The following is an 18,669-nucleotide window of genomic DNA, read 5'->3' on the forward strand; positions in this document are numbered from 1 at the left end:
TGCGGCAACGAGCAATTGGCGCCGCCGACCGGAATTCGCCGGTATGCCGTTCATATCCTTGCCCCGTCACACCGAAGATGACTCATTCGGCTACGGCCGAAGCGCCAGTACCGGCGAAAGCACTCGCTACGGGCCAGACTCGACTGCGGCGCCGGGGTCCCGGTCCAGGCCTGGTGGAGGCGTGCTCCCCGGTATGGCCGCTCGAGCCGTCAGGAGACGCGGGCGGTCCGTGACGTGATCGTCACGTTGGGTGAATTGGCCGATTGTCCGCGCCATCGGGTTGCATGGGGGCATGGACAACCTGGAGCTCCGCACCGAAGCCGATGCCGTCCTCGCCGAGCTCGTGGGCGCACCGGGAGGTTCGGCGCGGCTGCGGGAGGACCAGTGGCAGGCCGTGGCGGCCCTGGTGGAGGAGCGCCGACGTGCCCTGGTGGTGCAGCGCACCGGCTGGGGCAAGTCGGCGGTGTACTTCGTCGCGACCGCCCTGCTGCGACGGCGCGGATCCGGCCCCACGGTGATCATTTCGCCGCTGCTGGCGCTGATGCGCAACCAGGTCGAGGCGGCGGCCCGGGCCGGCATCCAGGCGCGCACCATCAACTCGGCCAACCCGGAGGAGTGGGACGCGATCTACGAGGAGGTCGAGCGCGGCGAGACCGACGTCCTCCTCGTCAGCCCGGAACGCCTCAACTCCGTGGACTTCCGCGAGCAGGTGCTCCCCAAGCTCGCGGCCACCACCGGTCTGCTCGTGGTGGACGAGGCCCACTGCATCTCCGACTGGGGCCACGACTTCCGCCCCGACTACCGCCGGCTGCGGGCCATGCTCGCCGAGCTCGCCCCCGGCGTCCCGGTCCTGGCCACCACCGCGACCGCCAACGCCCGGGTCACCGCGGACGTGGCGGAGCAGTTGGGAACGGGCGCCGGCGAGGCGCTGGTGCTGCGCGGCCCGCTGGACCGCGAAAGCCTGCGCCTGGGCGTGGTGCAGCTGCCGGACGCCGCGCACCGGCTGGCCTGGCTCGCCGAGCACCTGGACGAGCTGCCCGGCTCGGGGATCATCTACACGCTGACGGTGGCCGCGGCCGAGGAGGCCGCCGCGTTCCTGCGCCAGCGCGGTTTCCCGGTCGCCTCGTACACGGGGAAGACGGAGAACGCCGACCGGCTGCAGGCCGAGGTCGACCTGATGGAGAACCGGGTCAAGGCGCTGGTCGCGACATCGGCGCTGGGCATGGGCTTCGACAAGCCCGACCTGGGCTTCGTGATCCACCTCGGCTCGCCGTCGTCGCCCATCGCGTACTACCAGCAGGTCGGCCGCGCCGGGCGCGGCGTGGAACACGCCGAGGTGCTGCTGCTGCCGGGCAAGGAGGACGAGGCCATCTGGCGCTACTTCGCCGATACCGCGTTTCCGCCCGAGGCCCAGGTACGGCAGACCCTGTCGGCCCTCGCCGACGCGGGACGGCCGCTGTCCGTACCGGCCCTGGAAGCGGCGGTGGAGCTCCGGCGCACCCGGCTGGAGACCATGCTCAAGGTGCTCGACGTCGACGGAGCCGTCAAGCGGGTGAAGGGCGGCTGGACCTCCACCGGCCGGGAGTGGACGTACGACTCCGAGCGGTACGCCTGGGTCGCCCGCCAGCGCGCCGCCGAGCAGCAGGCCATGCGCGACTACGTGAGCACCACCGGCTGCCGGATGGAGTTCCTGCGCCGGCAGCTGGACGACGAGGGGGCCGCCCCGTGCGGCCGGTGCGACAACTGCGCGGGCGCCTGGGCCGATTCCTCCGTGTCGGCGGAGACGCTGAGCGGGGCGGCGAAGGAGCTGGACCGCCCGGGAGTGGAGGTCGAGCCGCGCCGCATGTGGCCGACGGGCATGCCCGCACTCGGCATCAACCTCAAGGGACGCATCCCGGCCGGCGAACAGTGCTCCACCGGGCGCGCCCTGGGCCGGCTCTCGGACATCGGCTGGGGCAACCGGCTGCGCCCGCTGCTCGCCGAGAACGCCCCGGACGGGCCGGTCCCCGACGACGTCCTGCACGCCGCGGTGGCCGTCCTCGCCGACTGGGCGCGCTCCGCGGGCGGCTGGGCCCCCGATGTACCGGACGCCTCCGCCCGGCCCGTCGGCGTCGTCGCCGTACCGTCCCTCGCCCGCCCGCAGCTCGTCGGCTCCCTCGCAGAGGGGATCGCGGGCATCGGCCGCCTCCCGTACCTGGGCACCCTGACCTACACCGGGCGTGACGGCGCGCACGGGGCGCGCCGCAGCAACTCCGCCCAGCGTCTGCGGGCGCTGGCCGCTGCCTTCGCCGTCTCCGAGGAACTGGCCGGTGCGCTGGCGCAGTCGCCCGGGCCCGTCCTCCTCGTGGACGACTACTCCGACTCCGGCTGGACCCTGGCGGTCGCCGCCCGCCTGCTCCGGCAGGCGGGCAGCGGACCGGTCCTTCCGCTGATCCTCGCGACGGCGGGCTGACAGGGGGCCGGCCGGGGGCAGGTGGTTCCCGGGTCCTGGAGGCGGCCGCCCTGCGCGTCCGGCGTCCGGCGTCCGGCGGACCACGGGCTCCGGCATGCGGATCACCACCGGCTGCGACAGGGGCGTCTCCCGTACCGCCGTGGCCGCGGCGCCGCCCAGCCTCCGCGGTGACCCGGAGGTGCCGCAAGCTCGCATCCGCCGGCGGCCGGAACTCCCCGCGGCTCTGGACCTCCGGCCGGCCGGCGGGGAAGGGGGCGCCGACCGCGCGGGTCGGCGGAGTCGGCCGCCGCGCGGAGTCGACGGTGTGGGCGTGAGCCGGTGGTCTGGGTTCATGCCCCCATGCAACGCGATGGTTCCGACATCGCGCCAACGGCACTCCTAACCTGTGGATGTTGAACGATCAATAGTTATCCACAGGGGTTTCGTGATCCGATCGTCCGCGGGACCGTCGGGGCATGACGAACGACCGCGAATCACGCACCCCGTCCGACCGGCCCTCCATCAGCCCGTCCGGACCAGCCCTCGACCCACGGATCACCCTGCGCAGCCCGGCCGAACTGGCCGACGCGCTGCCCTACATGCTCGGCTTCCACCCCACCGACTCCCTCGTCATGGTCACCGTGCACGGCGAGGGCGGCCGCTTCGGCGGCAGGCTCCGCGTCGGCATTCCCTCGGCCCCCGCGGAATGGGAGGACACCGCCCGGCAGGTCGCCGACTGCCTGGTCCGGGGCAGCGAGCGGCGCGGCGACAAGCCCGACGGCATCGTCCTGTTCCTCTGCCAGGACCCGGCCGACGGCGAGAGCGGCCAGCGGGTGATGACCCGGCTGCGGCCGCTGGCCCAACGCATCCGGCTGGCCTGCGGGGCGCTCGACGTGCCCGTGATGGAGGCGCTCTGCATCTCCGGCGGCCGGTACTGGTCCTACTGCTGCCCCGACGAGCGGTGCTGCCCGGCCGAGGGCAGCCCGCTGGCCGCCCCCGGCACCTCGGTGATGGCGGCGACGGCCACCTTCGCCGGTCTCCAGGTCAGGGGTTCCCTCCGGGACATCGAGGGCCGGCTGGCACCGCTGCGCGGCGGTGTGGCGGTGGAGATGGAGCGGGCCCTGGACCGGGCGGCCGCCGCCCTCGTGCCGAAGATCCTCGACGGTGCCACCCGGCAGGAGGTCGGAGCGGAGACCGTCACGCTGGCCCGCACCCTGATGCGGCGGATGACCCTCGCCCCGCCCGTCGAGGGCGGCCCCGGCCCCGACGAGTGGGACGACGCGCTGCTCGGCCACGACGAGGCCGCCACCGTGATCCTGGGCCTCCAGGACCGCGAGATCCGGGACGTCGCGGCCGAGTGGATGGAGGGCGAAGAGGCAGCCCCCGCCCTGCGGCTGTGGCGGGCGCTGGCCCGCCGCTGCGTCGGGGCCTACGGGGAGCACGCGGCGGCGCCGCTCACCCTCGCCGGGTGGGTCTCGTGGTCCACCGGCGACGAGCCGACCGCCCGGATCGCTCTCGGGCTGGCCCTGCGGGCCGATGCCGAGTACCGCTTCGCCCAGCTGCTCCACCACGCCTGCAACGAGGGCATCGACCCGGAGGGCCTGCGCTCCTGCCTGAGGGAGGAGCGGCGGCGCCGGGAACCCCGCCGCAAGCGCGCAGGGGCCGCCACCCGCCCTCCGGGCCGCCGGAAGGCGCAGACCCGCCGTGAGCCCCGCCGCACCGCAGGGAGCGAACAGTGAGCCGGGACCGCGACCGGGACCGGCACCGGAACCGGGGACGGGCCGGGCGCCGGGGGGTGGGCCCGGGCCGCGGCGGGGGAAATCCCGTGCGGCGGCTCCGGGACGCTGCGATCACCGCCTTGCGGCGGCGACCGCGTCACCGGCACGGCCCAGTACGGGCGCAGCCGCCCCCCGGGCCCGTGACCCGAGCGGGGGCGGGGGCGTTCAGCTGGAGGGTGGCGGGGGCCCGGCCGCGCCGCCGCCCAGCGAAACCGGCCGGAGCGCAGACAGCCCAGACAAGGCGACCCATGGCCCACTCCGTACCGCCCGCCCGCAGGACCGAGTTGCCGCCCGTGCACGGCGCCGTCATCTGCGTCGCCGCGCCCTGCCTGGTCATCTCACCGGAACACGGCCAGCTGACGGGGCGGGGGATCGACGGGATCTACCGCTCCGGGCGGCGGCTGCTGTCCCGCTGCGTGCTCCGGGTCGCCGGCCGGGACCCGGTCGCCGTCCAGGGGCGCAGCCTCGGCTCCGACCGGGCCGCCTTCACCGCGACCGTCCGTACCGGGGCCGAAGCGGGCCCCGACCCCGACATCGGCGTGGAACGGGTCCGGCACGCCGACGGCACCGAGTGGATCACCCTGCGCAGTTTCGCGGCACGGCCGATGCGCCTCCCGGTGGAGGTGGCACTCGGCACCGACCTGGCGGAGCTGGCCGCGGTGGCCGCCGGCCGGACCGGGCCCGAACTGCCGGCCGGCGTGCATGCCGCCGGGCTGCGCTGGAGCACCGTGGAGGCGCAGGCCGTCACCGCGGCCGAGCCGGCCCCGGACGACGCCCTCGCCTCGGCGGGACTGCTGCGCTGGCAGATCGAGCTGGGGCCGGGGGAGTCCCGCACCATCGAGCTGCGGACCACGCAGGACCGCACGGCGCGGGCCCCGGCCGGGCAGGTGGCCAACCCGCTGGCGGACGCCCGGGCCGAGGGCGACGACCCGCGGGCCGGGGCCTGGTTCCGCACCAGCGTCGAGGACCTCGGCGCGCTGCTCATGCGGGACCGTGAGGAGCCGGCCGACGCGTTCGCCGCGGCCGGGGTGCCGTGGCGGCTCGGACTGGCCCCTGCGGAGTCGCTCTGGGCCGCCCGGATGGCGCTGCCGCTCGGGACCGGGCTCGCCGCGGCCACCCTGCGCACCCTCGCCCGGACCCAGACCGGCGGCCGCGGCCCCGACACCGGGAAGATCCCGGGGCCGCTGCGCGGGGCGGGTCCGCAGCTGCCGCCGGGATGCACCGGCACCGAGGCGACCCTCGCCTTCCCGGCGGTGCTCGCCGAGGCACGGCGGTGGGGGATGCCCGAGGAGGCGGTGGCCCGGCTCCTCCCGGCGGCCGAGCGGTGCCTGGACTGGCTGCGCGGCGCCCTGGGGCAGGACGGGTTCCTGGCCGATCCCGATCCCGGGCCGCGCCGCTGCGAGACCCAGGCCCATGCCCACCGGGCCGCGCTGCTCGGGGCCGACCTGCTCGCCGGATGCGGGCGGCCCGGCGCCGAGGAGTGGCGGGAATGGGCGGCCGCGCTGCGGGAGCGGTTCCGGGAGGCGTTCTGGATCGACGGCCCGGACGGCGGCCGGCCCGCGACGGCCCTGCACCCCGACGGGCGGCCGCTGCCCCGCCTGACAGGGGCCGCCGCCCACCTCCTGGACACCGGCCTGCTGGGCGGCGGCCGGCTCGCCCCGGGGCTGCTGGACCGGGTCCGCACCGAGCAGCTCGCCCGTCTGCTCGGGGCCCCCGCCATGGATTCCGGATGGGGGCTGCGCAGCATGGCGTTCCGGGAGCCGGGCCACAACCCCTTCGGCCACCGCTCGGGCGCGGTGCGGGCGTACGAGAGTGCCGTGGCGGTCGCCGGGCTGGCCCAGGCCGGCTTCGAGAAGGAGGCCGCCGGACTGCTGCGGGGCCTGCTGGACGCGGCGGAGAGCTTCGGGTACCGGCTGCCGGAGATGTACGCCGCCGAGCAGCGCACGGTGGGCAGCGCACCGCTGCCGCACCCGGCGGCCTGCCGCCCCGCGGCGGTGGCCGCTGCCGCCGGGGTCCATGCCCTGACCGCCCTCGCCGGGATCCGTCCCGACGCCCCCGCGGGCACGGTCGCCCTCGTCCCGCTGCCCGGAGCTCCCCTCGGCGCCCTCCGGTTCTCCGACCTGCAGATCTCGGGGGAACCGTTCGCCGTCCGGATCAGCCGGCTGGGCCTCGCCATGGTGGAGGAGGCAGCCGATGCGCTCCAACTCGGCGGTTAGGCGGTGTCCGCGGATCATGGCCGGGACCGGGTCTGATCCGCCGGACACCCCCTGCTTGGGGGCGGCCGCCTCAGGGATCACGAAAGCTCTGTTTATCGTCAGGCAGACGACTATGATCGCGGCATGTCGCCCTACGACCCGTCGGCCTATCCGCCCTTCGCTGTCACCGTCGACCTGGTCGTGCTCACCGTGCGGCGTCACGCGCTCTGTGCGCTGGTCGTCCGCCGGGGTGAGCAGCCGTTCCAGGGACGCTGGGCTCTGCCCGGCGGTTTCGTGCGCGGAGACGAGGACCTGGCCGCGGCCGCGGCCCGGGAGCTCTCCGAGGAAACCGGCCTGTGCGCCCACGATCCGGCCGAGCCGGGCGCGGGCAACGGGGCGCACCTCGAACAGCTGGCCACGTACGGGGACCCGAAGCGGGATCCGCGCATGCGTGTCGTCAGCGTGGCGCATCTGGTCCTGGCTCCGGACCTGCCCGCGCCCCGGGCCGGCGGAGACGCCAACAGCGCGCGCTGGGCCCCCGTCGACGAGCTCCTGGCCGTCGAGGACGAGGCGGCCTCGGGGCTGGCCTTCGATCACGCCCGGATCCTCGCCGACGGTGTGGAGCGGGCCCGTTCCAAGATCGAGTACTCCTCGCTGGCCACGGCGTTCTGCCCGCCCGCGTTCACCGTCGGCGAGCTGCGCCGGGTCTACGAGGCCGTGTGGGGCGTGGCCCTCGACCCCCGCAACTTCCACCGCAAGGTCACCGGGACCCCCGGGTTCCTGGTGCCGGGCGGGGGGACGACGACTCGTCAGGGCGGCCGTCCCGCCCAGCTGTTCCGGGCCGGCGGGGCGACCCTGCTCAACCCGCCCATGCTGCGCCCGGAAGTCTGAGGCCCCGCCACCCGCACCATCGCGATCCGCGCCGCCGTCGACACGCTCGCGAACGCACCCTGGTTGCGCCGAAAATCGGACATATCGCGTTATCTTGTTTGCGGTACTCACGCTGCCGCAGAGCGGTCTCACCCCCCGCGAGAGAAGCGATGCTCCAGGCCATCGGACTCACCAGCACACCCCGTCGAGACCTCCCGCCCCTCGTGGACGACCTCACCTTCGAGGCCCGCCCGGGGACCGTGACCGCCCTCCTCGGCGAACCGGGATCGGGCAAGACCACCGCACTGCGGCTCATGCTCGAACTCGAACCGGGCCGCGGCGTCACCTACTTCCGCGGACGCCCGCTGCACCGGATTGCGCATCCCGGCCGTGAAGTCGGCGTGCTGCTCGGCGACGTCCCCGGCAACCCGGCGCGCACCGTCCGGGGTCAGTTGCGGATGCTGTGCGCCGCCGCCGGGGTGCCGGCCTCCCGGGCCGACACCATGCTGGAGGTCGTCGGCATCGCGGGCCTGCGCGACCAGCGGCTCGGCTCGCTCTCGCTCGGCATGGACCGCCGGGTGGCGCTGGCCGCGGCGCTGCTCGCCGATCCGTGCACGCTGCTCCTCGACGAGCCCGCCGCCGGACTCGCGCCCCGCGAGCGCGGCTGGCTGCACGGGCTGCTGCGCGGTCACGCCTCCCTCGGCGGCGCGGTGCTCTTCACCACCGACGACGCGAAGGAGGCCGCCCGCAGCGCGGACCGGGTCGTGAGCATCGAGGCGGGCCGGCTCGTCGCCGACCAGGACGCGGCCGAGTTCGCCCGTACCCGGCTGCGGCCGCGGGTCGCCGTGCGCAGCCCGCACGCCGCCCGGCTGGCCGACGTACTCGGTCGGGAGGCCCGGGACGCCCAGCGTGCGGTGGAGATCGTCGAGGAGTCCGGCACTCGCCTGTCGGTGTACGGCAGCAGCTGCGCCGAGGTCGGCGAAGCGGCGTTCCGGCACGGCGTGCTGGTCCACCAGCTCGCCGACGAGACCGGGGACGCCGGCGCCGCCTGCCGGTCCGTACCGCCGGTGCCCCAGGCGCGCACCGAGCCCGGCACGGACCCTGCGGGCGACGCCGCTGCGGCCGAAGCCGGATCCCTGCCCTCCCAGAGCGGCAGCCGGTCGGCTGCCCGCAGCGGGATCACGGCCTCGGCGGTACGCCGGGTCGGCGGGCCGCTGCGGCCGCTGCGCTACGAGCTGCGCCGGGTCTTCGGTACCGCCGTGCCCGTCCTCACCGCGGCCGTCGTCGTCGCCGTCTCCGCCGTCACCGCCCTGGTGCTGGCGCGGGCCGGCGGCACCCCGCAGAACCGGCTGCTCGCCGCCTGGCCGGAGCTGTTGCCCCTGCCCCCCGCCGCCCTCGGCGCGGGACTGCTCGGTGCCCTGGCCTTCGGCGAGGAGTACCGCTACCCCGTGCTCGCCGCCGACCGCGGCACCGTGCCGCGCCGGCTGGGCCTGCTCGCCGCCAAACTGACCGTCTGTGCGGGCCTCGCCCTGATGTTCGGAGGGCTCGCGGTCACCGCCGACGCCGCCGCCCTGAAGCTCGTCTTCGACCGCGGGCCGCTGCGCACCCCCGCGGAATGGGTGTCCCCGGCCGCGAGTTGGGCCGGACTGCTCATCGGCTGCGCCTGGGCCGGCGTGCTGGCCTCCGGCGTCTTCCGGTCGGCCACCGCGGGCCTGGCGGCCGTGCTCGCCGTCCCGGTCATGGTGGTTCCGCTCGTCCGCAAGGCGCTGGACGGTCCCTCCGCGTACCAGGCGAGCGGACTCGCGGCCCGGCTGCGCGGGCTGGCCTGGGCGCAGTGGCCCCCGGAGGCGGACCGCCTGGTCCTGGGGGCCCTGCGGGTGATGGCCCAACCCGTCGGCACCGCGCTGGTGTTGTCGCTGATGGTCCTGTTGTGCGCCTATGGGTTCACAGGACTGCGCAGCCGCGTCCGTTGGTAAGAGACCGTTCGTGATCGTTCCCGAGCCGGAGAAAGTCCCAACGGGACCGATCCGGTCCGCATCATGTGAACCGGACCACAACTCCCCGCAAAGGGCCCGGTTCTTTACGATAAGTCGTCAATTGCGTAGGAGGCACCGATCACCCTTTCGTGTGCTTTTCACCAAAGACCTCAAGGGTCATCGAGGCAAGGCCGACAAAGGATTCGTGAGTACCCTTGCGCACACCATGATGACCGCCGCCCGCCATGCCGACTCCGGCCTCGCCGGTCCGGGCGAACTCGACCGCTACCCCTACGCGGAAGCCTCCGGGGCCGACCGCGTCGGAGCGCCCCACTGGGACGGCGCCGACGTCGAGTTGAGCCGGGTCGGCCGCCGCGCCACAGGCAGCCGCGGTCGCGGCCTGCACGGCCAACTCGTCCAGCAGCTCGGCCAGATGATCGTCTCCGGCGACCTCGGCGCAGACCGCCCGCTGGTCCCCGAGGAGATCGGCCAGCGCTTCGAGGTCTCCCGCACCGTGGTCCGCGAATCGCTGCGCGTGCTGGAGGCCAAGGGCCTCGTCAGCGCCCGCCCCAACGTCGGCACCCGCGTCCGCCCCGTCGCCGACTGGAACCTGCTCGACCCCGACATCATCGAGTGGCGCGCATTCGGCCCCCAGCGCGACGACCAGCGCCGCGAGCTCAACGAGCTCCGCTGGACCATCGAACCCCTCGCCGCCCGCCTCGCCGCCGGCCACGGCCGCCCTGACATCCAGCAGCGCCTCGCCGACATGGTCGAGATCATGGGCCACGCCCTCGGCCAGGGCGACGCGATCACCTTCGCGCGCGCCGACAACGAGTTCCACGCGCTCCTCATCCAGGTCGCGGGCAACCGCATGCTGGAGCACCTGTCCGGCATCGTCTCCGCCGCGCTCCACGTCTCGGGAAGCCCCGTCACCGCCTGCGACCGGCCCAGCGAGGCCTGCGTCGCGCACCACGCGCGGATCGTCGAGGCCCTCGCCGCCGGGGACGCGACAGGTGCCGAGAACGCCATGCGCCAGCTCCTGATGGTGCACCCGGAGGTCGAGCGTGTGGTCCCGGCCCCGCGCGAGCACTGACGGGCGTACGGACGGCGGCGCGGGAGTACTCGCACGTGCCGCCGGAGTGCGTTGGTGGTGGCGCCGGCGCCCTGGAGGTACCCCGGGACGCAGTCCGGTGGGGGCGCCTCCCGGCGGAGGCCGGGCAGACGCCCCGGCGACACCGGCGTACGCAGGCCCTCGACCGCAGGTCAGCGGACACGGGCCCCGGCGGGGGCCGGCCCCGCACCACCGTCGGCGACCTCGTACGGCGCCCTCCGGCCGCGTCCGGGCCGCGTGTACGACCGTATGACCGGCATAGGGGCAATCGGGGTGTGACTCGGGCCACGAAGAATTCGGCGTAACACTCCGCGAGGTCAAGCGATGACCTAGAGAGGTGATGGCCGACGGAGGGAAGACAGCAGCCCTTGCGGGTGCTGTGCAGCTCCCCGGCCCCTGCCCGCGCCCCCGGCCCATCCCCAGTCGGTGGTCGTCGGCTCCGGTCCAGCACCACCCGGCCGGGGTCGGAAGCCGTTTCCATCGTTCCGAGAGGTTGTTCGTGTCGGCCAGCACATCCCGTACGCTCCCGCCGGAGATCGCCGATTCCGAGTCTGTGATGGCGCTCATCGAGCGGGGCAAGGCCGAGGGGCAGATCGCCGGCGATGACGTGCGTCGGGCCTTCGAGGCTGACCAGATTCCTGCGACCCAGTGGAAGAATGTTCTGCGCAGCCTCAACCAGATCCTCGAGGAAGAGGGTGTGACGCTGATGGTCAGTGCCGCGGAGTCGCCCAAGCGCACCACCCGCAAGAGCGTCGCAGCGAAGACCCCGGCCAAGCGGACGGCCACCAAGACCGTCGCGGCGAAGACGACGGCTGCGCGGACCGTCGCCGCCGCGGCACCGGCGGCCGAGACGGTGGACCCGGAGCCCGTGGACGCTCTCGCGGAGGAGCCCGGAACCGAGCCCGCCGTGAAGAAGACGGCGGCGAAGAAGACGGCTGCCAAGAAGGCGGCGCCCGCAAAGAAGACCGCTGCCAAGAAGACGGCGGCGAAGAAGGCCGCCGCCAAGAAGGACGCCGGCGAGGCCGGCGACGAGGAGTCCGTCGAGGAGGGCCCCGGCGGGGTCAAGGCGGAGGCCGAGGAGGAAGAGGACGGCGGCGAGAGCAAGGGCTTCGTCATCTCCGACGACGAGGACGACGCCCCGGCCCAGCAGGTGGCCGTGGCCGGCGCCACCGCCGACCCGGTCAAGGACTACCTCAAGCAGATCGGCAAGGTCCCCCTCCTCAACGCCGAGCAGGAGGTCGAGCTCGCCAAGCGGATCGAGGCGGGCCTGTTCGCCGAGGACAAGCTGGCCAACTCCGACAAGCTGGCGCCCAAGCTCAAGCGCGAGCTGGAGATCATCGCCGAGGACGGCCGCCGCGCCAAGAACCACCTGCTGGAGGCCAACCTCCGCCTCGTGGTTTCGCTGGCCAAGCGCTACACCGGCCGCGGCATGCTCTTCCTGGACCTGATCCAGGAGGGCAATCTGGGTCTGATCCGTGCGGTCGAGAAGTTCGACTACACCAAGGGCTACAAGTTCTCCACGTATGCGACCTGGTGGATCCGCCAGGCGATCACGCGCGCCATGGCCGACCAGGCCCGCACCATCCGCATCCCGGTGCACATGGTCGAGGTCATCAACAAGCTCGCCCGCGTGCAGCGCCAGATGCTCCAGGACCTGGGCCGCGAGCCCACCCCGGAGGAGCTGGCCAAGGAACTCGACATGACCCCCGAGAAGGTCATCGAGGTCCAGAAGTACGGCCGCGAGCCGATCTCCCTGCACACGCCGCTCGGCGAGGACGGCGACAGCGAGTTCGGCGACCTCATCGAGGACTCCGAGGCGGTCGTCCCGGCGGACGCGGTGAGCTTCACGCTCCTGCAGGAGCAGCTGCACTCGGTGCTCGACACGCTGAGCGAGCGCGAGGCCGGCGTGGTCTCGATGCGCTTCGGCCTCACCGACGGACAGCCGAAGACCCTCGACGAGATCGGCAAGGTCTACGGCGTCACGCGCGAGCGCATCCGTCAGATCGAGTCCAAGACGATGTCGAAGCTGCGCCACCCGTCCCGCTCCCAGGTGCTGCGCGACTACCTGGACTGACCGGGCCGGGGGCTGTAGGGAGGTGGCCGCGCGCGGGTGCGCTCGGCCACAGGGCGTCCCACTCTGGGTGGAGTCATGCACACTCAGAGTCAGGAGGCCTCATGCGTCGTCCCTTTTCCCGTGCTCTGGCGGGCGCGCTGGCCCTGGTGGCGGGAGCGGCCGCCGGGCCGCTGGCCCAGGCACCGCACGCGGCTGCGGACAGTGTGGTGATCGGCGGGAAGCCGGTGAAGGCGGCCGACAGCCCGTGGGTGGTGGCCCTCGCCAGCCGTGACCGGTTCGGGGGTACGCGGGGCGGCCAGTTCTGCGGAGGCGTCATCGTGGGCCCGACGAAGGTGCTGACGGCGGCCCACTGCCTGGGACGTCAGGTGCTGGGCGGCCCGATCGAGTCCGTCCCCGACTTCCGGGTGATCACCGGGCGTACGCAGCTGAGGGCTGCCGAGGGCCGGGAGATCGCGGTCCGCTCGGCCCGGGTGAACCCGGGCTACGACACGCGGAGCAACGCCGGCGACCTGGCCGTTCTGGAGCTCGAGGAAGCCGTACCCGCGCACTACGTGCTCCCCATGGCCGGGGACGGCCACCCAGGGTACGAGGCGGGCGGCGAGGCGGCCGTCTACGGCTGGGGCGACACGAGCGGTTTCGGTGACTACGCGTACGCACTGCGTGCCGCGCGGGTGACGGTCCTGGCGGACGAGGTCTGCCGACGCGCCTACCCGGGGGACGCGGACGGGCAGTACCGGCCGGAGTCCATGGTGTGCGCGGGGCACCGCGACGGCGGCAGGGACGCTTGCCAGGGGGACAGCGGCGGGCCGCTGGTGGCCCAGGGCCGGCTCATCGGGCTGGTGTCCTGGGGACGGGGCTGCGGGCGCCCCGACAGTCCAGGGGTGTACACGAAGATCGCGCCGCTCACCGGCTTCGTGACGGCCTCCGAGACGGCCGAGCGGCAAAGCACCGGCCAGGACGTCGCGTGGGGCGCCCAAAGGCGCTCCGGACCCGCTGCACGGCCTGGACGGGGGCCTGTGACACGGGAGCCGCAGGGGGCGCCGGGAGCGCCCGGGGGACCTCGGCGCTCGAGCCGCTAGCCGGGGCCGCGAACCGTCGTGCCCCGGCGGGGCTCCGGACGTGAGGACGGGCGGTACCCCTGGGTCTCAGGGGTCCGCCCGTCGACCGGCCTGGCCGGTCCTGGCTCGTCGGATGCGAGGTATAGGCCTGTGTCAGCGGTCCTCGGGGTCGGCATTGGCCGTCGGAGCGGACGTGAGCCGCTCGGTCTCATCCTGTATATCCGCGGCGATCTTCTTGAGTTCCGGCTCGAACTTACGCCCGTGGTGGGCGCAGAACAGCAGTTCACCGCCGCTCAGCAGGACGACGCGCAGATATGCCTGGGCGCCGCAACGGTCGCATCGGTCAGCGGCCGTCAGCGGGGTCGCGGGTGTCAGAACAGTAGTCACGTCGCCTCTTCTCTAGCTCGACGAGCTGTCGTACCAGGGTCAACATCCAACCAGGCCGAAAACGTTCCCGCTCGCGGCTTTTCCTCGAAACTTCCTTCCGAAGCTGGCCGGCTGTTGCCGGTTGGCGGCGAAGGAGCCGTATTGCGTTGCTTTACGGTTTCGCGTTGTCAGTCGTTCGCTTGTAGCAGTTCCGTCCTCCCCGGCGTGAGTGCCGGTTGTGCATGAGGACGTGCCCGAACCCTAAATGGTTCATGCCTCGAAGGGAACGTGATGTTTGCTTCACCCCCCCGGGGGATCGAACACCCGTGCGGCCCTGCACTAGGCTGATGAAGCGCGAGGGTGGCGTTGCATCGGCTCTACCAGGCCTCGGTACCCTTCGACCGGCAACCGAGCCACCCTGCGCCCGACGGGCCAGAAAAAGAAATTCAGCGAGGAGCGAACTGCGTGACCGCCGACACGTCCGTGCCTTCCAGCGCGCTGCTGTCCGGAGCAGACCGGGACGGCTCCAACTACACCGCGCGGCACCTGCTCGTCCTCGAAGGCCTCGAGGCCGTCCGCAAGCGCCCCGGCATGTATATCGGTTCCACCGACTCCCGGGGCCTCATGCACTGCCTCTGGGAGATCATCGACAACGCCGTCGACGAGGCCCTGGGCGGCTACTGCGACCACATCGAGGTGATCCTCCACGAGGACGCCTCGGTCGAGGTCCGCGACAACGGCCGCGGCATCCCCGTCGACGTCGAGCCCAAGACCGGGCTGTCCGGCGTCGAGGTCGTCATGACCAAGCTGCACGCCGGCGGCAAGTTCGGCGGCGGTTCGTACGCGGCCTCCGGCGGCCTGCACGGCGTGGGCGCCTCCGTGGTCAACGCCCTCTCCGCCCGGCTGGACGTCGAGGTCGACCGCAACAGTTCCACCCACGCCATCAGCTTCCGCCGCGGCGTTCCGGGGATGTTCACCGAGCAGGGCCCCGACAGCCCGTTCGACCCTGCCAACGGCCTGCGCAAGGCCAAGCGGGTCGCCAAGGGCAAGACCGGAACCCGGGTCCGCTACTGGGCGGACCGGCAGATCTTCCTCAAGGACGCCAGGCTCTCGCTGGAGACGCTGTACCAGCGCGCCCGCCAGACGGCCTTCCTCGTCCCCGGCCTGACCATCGTCGTCCGCGACGAGCGCGCCATCGACGGGGCCGGCAAGACCGAGGAGACCTTCCGCTTCGACGGGGGCATCAGCGAATTCTGCGACTACCTCGCGCAGGACAAGGCCGTCTGCGACGTGCTGCGCCTGACCGGCCAGGGCACCTTCAAGGAGACCGTCCCCGTCCTCGACGAGCGCGGCCACATGACCCCCACCGAGGTCACCCGCGAGCTCGGCGTGGACATCGCCCTGCGCTGGGGCACCGGGTACGAGACGCAGGTCAAGTCCTTCGTCAACATCATCGCCACGCCCAAGGGCGGCACCCACATCACCGGCTTCGAGCGCTCGGTCGCCAAGACCGTGAACGAGGTGCTGCGCTCGGCGAAGCTGCTGCGCGTCGCCGAGGACGACGTGGTCAAGGACGACGCGATGGAGGGCATGACGGCGGTCGTCACCGTCCGGCTGGCCGAGCCGCAGTTCGAGGGTCAGACCAAGGAGGTGCTCGGCACCTCGGCGGCCGCCCGGATCGTCGCGGCTGTGGTCGCGAAGGAGCTCAAGGCCTTCCTGACCAGCACGAAGCGCGACGACAAGCAGCAGGCCCGCGCCGTGATGGAGAAGATCGTCGCGGCCGCCCGGACCCGGATCGCCGCCCGCCAGCACAAAGAGGCTCAGCGCCGCAAGACGGCACTGGAGACCTCCTCGCTGCCCGCGAAGCTGGCCGACTGCCGCAGCGACGACGTGGAGCGCAGCGAGCTCTTCATCGTCGAGGGCGACTCCGCCCTCGGTACGGCCAAGCTCGCGCGGAACTCGGAGTTCCAGGCACTGCTGCCGATCCGCGGGAAGATCCTGAACGTCCAGAAGTCGTCGGTCTCGGACATGCTCAAGAACGCCGAGTGCGGAGCGATCATCCAGGTCATAGGAGCCGGCTCGGGCCGTACCTTCGACATCGACGCCGCGCGCTACGGGAAGATCGTCCTGCTCGTCGACGCCGACGTGGACGGCGCGCACATCCGCTGCCTGCTGCTGACGCTCTTCCAGCGGTACATGCGGCCGATGGTCGAGGCGGGCCGGGTGTTCGCCGCGGTGCCGCCGCTGCACCGGATCGAACTCGTCCAGCCCAAGAAGGGCCAGGACAAGTACGTCTACACGTATTCGGACAACGAGCTGCGCCAGACGCTGCTCGAATTCCAGCGCAAGAACGTCCGGTACAAGGATTCGATCCAGCGCTACAAGGGTCTCGGCGAGATGGACGCGGACCAGCTGGCGGAGACCACCATGGACCCCCGCCACCGCACGCTGCGCCGGATCAACATCGGCGACCTGGACTCGGCCGAGCAGGTCTTCGACCTGCTGATGGGCAACGAGGTCGCGCCGCGCAAGGAGTTCATCACGAGCTCCGCGGCGACCCTGGACCGCTCGCGCATCGACGCCTGACGGGCGCACCGGCAGACCGGTGCTCTTCGCTCCATCACCTGTTGGAGTGAAGAGCACCGGGACACCAGTCCGGAAAACGTCCATACCGCACATCCTTGTGGGCACGTGGCCAATGCGGCAGCGGACAAGGAGAGTTCGGTGGACAAGCACGAAGGTCCCGATCCCGGAACGATCCGGCTCGACGACCCCTGGTACGACGCGCTCGCCGTCGGCTGGGGGGAGGGCGAGGGCGAGGACCCGGCGCCCCCGCGTACCGCCGCCGGCGGCCGGGCCGCGCCCGGGGCATCCGACATCTACCTCGAAGTGCAGCGCAGCGCCGCCTTCCAGGAGGTCCGCAGCCGCTATCGGGGGTTCGTCGTCCCCGCGACCGCCGGATTCTTCCTCTGGTACGTCGCCTACGTGGTCGCGGCCACCATGGCACCGGGGATCATGGCCCGGCCCGTCGTCGGGGCGGTCAACATCGCCCTGCTGGCCGGGCTCGGCCAGTTCCTCAGCACCTTCCTGCTGACCTGGGCGTACGCCCGGCACGCGCGGCTGCGCCGCGACCGGGCCGCGCTGGACCTGCGCTGGACGGTCTTCGAGCAGGAGCGCGGCCAGGAGCGGACCCGGGCCCGGGAGGCCGGCCGGTGACCACCGAGCACCAGACCCTCGCGCTGCTCCTGTTCAGCCTCTTCATCGCGGTCACCCTGGGCATCACCACCTGGGTCAGCCGCAACCGGCACGGCTCGGCCGAGGAGTTCTACGCCGGCGGGCGGTTGTTCTCCCCCTTGGAGAACGGTTTCGCCATCGCCGGCGACTACATGTCCGCCGCCTCTTTCCTCGGCATCTCGGGCCTGATCGCCCTCTTCGGCTACGACGGCCTGCTGTACTCGGTGGGCTTCCTCGTCGCCTGGCTCGTCGTGCTGTTCCTCGTCGCCGAACTCGTCCGCAACTGCGGGCGCTTCACCCTCGCGGACGTGGTCGCGGCCCGGATGAGCGAGCGGCCCGTCCGGATCGCCGCCGGCACCTCCTCCGTCACCGTCTCGGTGCTGTACCTGGTCGCACAGATGGTCGGCGCGGGCAGCCTGGTGGGCCTGTTGCTCGGGGATTCGGGCACCGCGGCCCGGACGCTGACCGTGATCGGGGTCGGGGCGCTGATGGTGGTCTACGTGTCCTTCGGCGGCATGCGGGCCACCACCTGGATCCAGATCGTGAAGGCCGTGCTGCTCATGGGCGGGGCCGTCACCCTCACCGTGCTCGTACTCCTGCGCTTCCACGGGAACTTCGACCAGCTGCTCACCAGCGCAGCCGAGCGCAGCGGGCACGGGCAGCGGTTTCTGAGCCCGGGGCTCAAGTACGGCGGCGACTGGACCGCCCGCTTCGACTTCATGAGCCTCGGCCTCGCACTGGTCCTCGGGACGGCCGGGCTGCCGCACATCCTGTCGCGCTTCTACACGGTGCCGACCGCGCGGGCGGCCCGCCGGTCGGTGGTGTGGGCGATCGCGCTGATCGGCGGCTTCTACCTCATGACCATCGTGCTCGGGTTCGGGGCGGCCGCGCTGGTGGGTCCGGACGCGGTGCGGGCCTCCAACGCCTCGGGCAACACGGCGGTTCCGCTGCTCGCGGCGTTCCTGGGCGGCGGGGCCGGCTCGACCGGGGGCGCGGTGCTGTTCGCCTTCGTGGCGGCGATCGCGTTCGCCACGATCCTGGCCGTGGTCGCCGGGATCACCCTGGCCTCCTCGGCCTCGGTGGCGCACGACCTGTACGCGTCGCTCAAGCGCCGCCGTGCGCGCCAGCGCAGCGAGGTCACAGTGGCCCGGGTCGCGGCCGTCGGGATCGGGGCGGTGGCGATCGCCCTGGGCCTGCTCGCGCAGGACCTGAACGTGGCGTTCCTGGTGGGGCTGGCCTTCGCGGTGTCGGCTTCGGCCAATCTGCCGGTGCTGCTGTACTCGCTGTTCTGGCGCTCCTTCACCACGCGGGGCGCTGTCTGGTCGGTGTACGGGGGCCTGATCCCGGCGGTGGTGCTGGTCGTCCTGTCGCCGGTGGTCTCCGGCAGTCCGGACTCCCTCTTCCCTGGGGTGAGCTTCCAGTTCTTCCCGCTGCAGAACCCGGGCCTGGTCTCGATCCCGCTGGGCTTCCTGGCGGGCTGGCTGGGCACGGTCACCTCGGCGGAGGAGCCCGACGGGGCGAAGCACGCGGAGACGGAGGTCCGCTCCCTGACCGGCGCCGGGGCCGTCTGAGCGCG

Annotated in this window: 12 protein-coding genes; 11 read left to right on the top strand and 1 reads right to left on the bottom strand. The window is 73.0% G+C overall.

Annotated features, from left to right (window positions below; translation table 11 throughout):
- Positions 1–292 precede the first annotated feature (292 nt).
- From IF09_RS0131090 to IF09_RS0131125, 8 genes are all read left to right on the top strand, one after another.
- Positions 293–2,452 (top strand): RecQ family ATP-dependent DNA helicase, encoded by a 2,160-nt coding sequence (locus tag IF09_RS0131090; RefSeq protein WP_030301414.1) that lies wholly within the window; start codon positions 293–295, stop codon positions 2,450–2,452.
- A 455-nt stretch (positions 2,453–2,907) separates the two neighbouring features.
- On the top strand, positions 2,908–4,170 hold the full coding sequence (locus IF09_RS0131095; protein WP_063607453.1) for a DUF4192 domain-containing protein: 1,263 nt from the start codon (positions 2,908–2,910) through the stop codon (positions 4,168–4,170).
- Between the two features lie 287 nt (positions 4,171–4,457).
- On the top strand, positions 4,458–6,425 hold the full coding sequence (locus IF09_RS0131100; RefSeq protein WP_030301418.1) for a glycogen debranching N-terminal domain-containing protein: 1,968 nt from the start codon (positions 4,458–4,460) through the stop codon (positions 6,423–6,425).
- 123 nt (positions 6,426–6,548) lie between these two features.
- Positions 6,549–7,295, top strand: a complete 747-nt coding sequence (locus tag IF09_RS0131105; protein WP_030301420.1) for an NUDIX hydrolase — start codon at positions 6,549–6,551, stop codon at positions 7,293–7,295.
- Between the two features lie 149 nt (positions 7,296–7,444).
- A complete protein-coding gene (locus IF09_RS0131110; protein WP_030301423.1) occupies positions 7,445–9,250 on the top strand; it encodes an ATP-binding cassette domain-containing protein in 1,806 nt (601 codons plus the stop codon).
- Positions 9,251–9,455: 205 nt separating this feature from the next.
- Entirely contained in the window at positions 9,456–10,343 is an 888-nt protein-coding gene (locus tag IF09_RS0131115) for a FadR/GntR family transcriptional regulator (protein WP_078613555.1), read from the top strand.
- Between the two features lie 517 nt (positions 10,344–10,860).
- Positions 10,861–12,435, top strand: a complete 1,575-nt coding sequence (locus tag IF09_RS0131120) for an RNA polymerase sigma factor (protein WP_030301427.1) — start codon at positions 10,861–10,863, stop codon at positions 12,433–12,435.
- Between the two features lie 101 nt (positions 12,436–12,536).
- The gene (locus IF09_RS0131125; RefSeq protein WP_078613557.1) at positions 12,537–13,514 is read left to right on the top strand and encodes a serine protease; all 978 of its coding nucleotides are present in this window, start codon (positions 12,537–12,539) and stop codon (positions 13,512–13,514) included.
- A gap of 132 nt (positions 13,515–13,646) precedes the next feature.
- On the opposite strand, the gene IF09_RS0131130 is transcribed toward IF09_RS0131125, so the two are convergent.
- The gene (locus IF09_RS0131130; protein ID WP_030301431.1) at positions 13,647–13,880 is read right to left on the bottom strand and encodes a DUF7455 domain-containing protein; all 234 of its coding nucleotides are present in this window, start codon (positions 13,878–13,880) and stop codon (positions 13,647–13,649) included.
- 444 nt (positions 13,881–14,324) lie between these two features.
- Here IF09_RS0131130 and IF09_RS0131135 point away from each other — a divergent pair, with 444 nt between their 5' ends.
- From IF09_RS0131135 to IF09_RS0131145, 3 genes are all read left to right on the top strand, one after another.
- Complete coding sequence (locus IF09_RS0131135) at positions 14,325–16,445, top strand: DNA gyrase/topoisomerase IV subunit B (protein ID WP_030301433.1); 2,121 nt, start codon at positions 14,325–14,327, stop codon at positions 16,443–16,445.
- A gap of 138 nt (positions 16,446–16,583) precedes the next feature.
- Complete coding sequence (locus IF09_RS0131140) at positions 16,584–17,075, top strand: DUF485 domain-containing protein (RefSeq protein WP_037636474.1); 492 nt, start codon at positions 16,584–16,586, stop codon at positions 17,073–17,075.
- Entirely contained in the window at positions 17,072–18,664 is a 1,593-nt protein-coding gene (locus IF09_RS0131145) for a cation acetate symporter (RefSeq protein ID WP_030301436.1), read from the top strand. Before IF09_RS0131140 ends, IF09_RS0131145 begins: the two co-directional genes overlap by 4 nt.
- The last annotated feature ends 5 nt before the right edge of the window (positions 18,665–18,669 follow it).

Origin of the sequence: Streptomyces katrae, from assembly GCF_000717655.1 — a bacterium.
Lineage (GTDB): Bacteria > Actinomycetota > Actinomycetes > Streptomycetales > Streptomycetaceae > Streptomyces > Streptomyces katrae_B.

What these genes read in the sequence shown, in the direction of transcription:
- IF09_RS0131095 (WP_063607453.1), top strand. Translation starts at nt 2,908, where the DNA reads ATGACGAACGACCGCGAATCACGCACCCCGTCCGACCGGCCCTCCATC.
- IF09_RS0131090 (WP_030301414.1), top strand. Translation starts at nt 293, where the DNA reads ATGGACAACCTGGAGCTCCGCACCGAAGCCGATGCCGTCCTCGCCGAG.
- IF09_RS0131100 (WP_030301418.1), top strand. Translation starts at nt 4,458, where the DNA reads ATGGCCCACTCCGTACCGCCCGCCCGCAGGACCGAGTTGCCGCCCGTG.
- IF09_RS0131110 (WP_030301423.1), top strand. Translation starts at nt 7,445, where the DNA reads ATGCTCCAGGCCATCGGACTCACCAGCACACCCCGTCGAGACCTCCCG.
- IF09_RS0131125 (WP_078613557.1), top strand. Translation starts at nt 12,537, where the DNA reads ATGCGTCGTCCCTTTTCCCGTGCTCTGGCGGGCGCGCTGGCCCTGGTG.
- IF09_RS0131105 (WP_030301420.1), top strand. Translation starts at nt 6,549, where the DNA reads ATGTCGCCCTACGACCCGTCGGCCTATCCGCCCTTCGCTGTCACCGTC.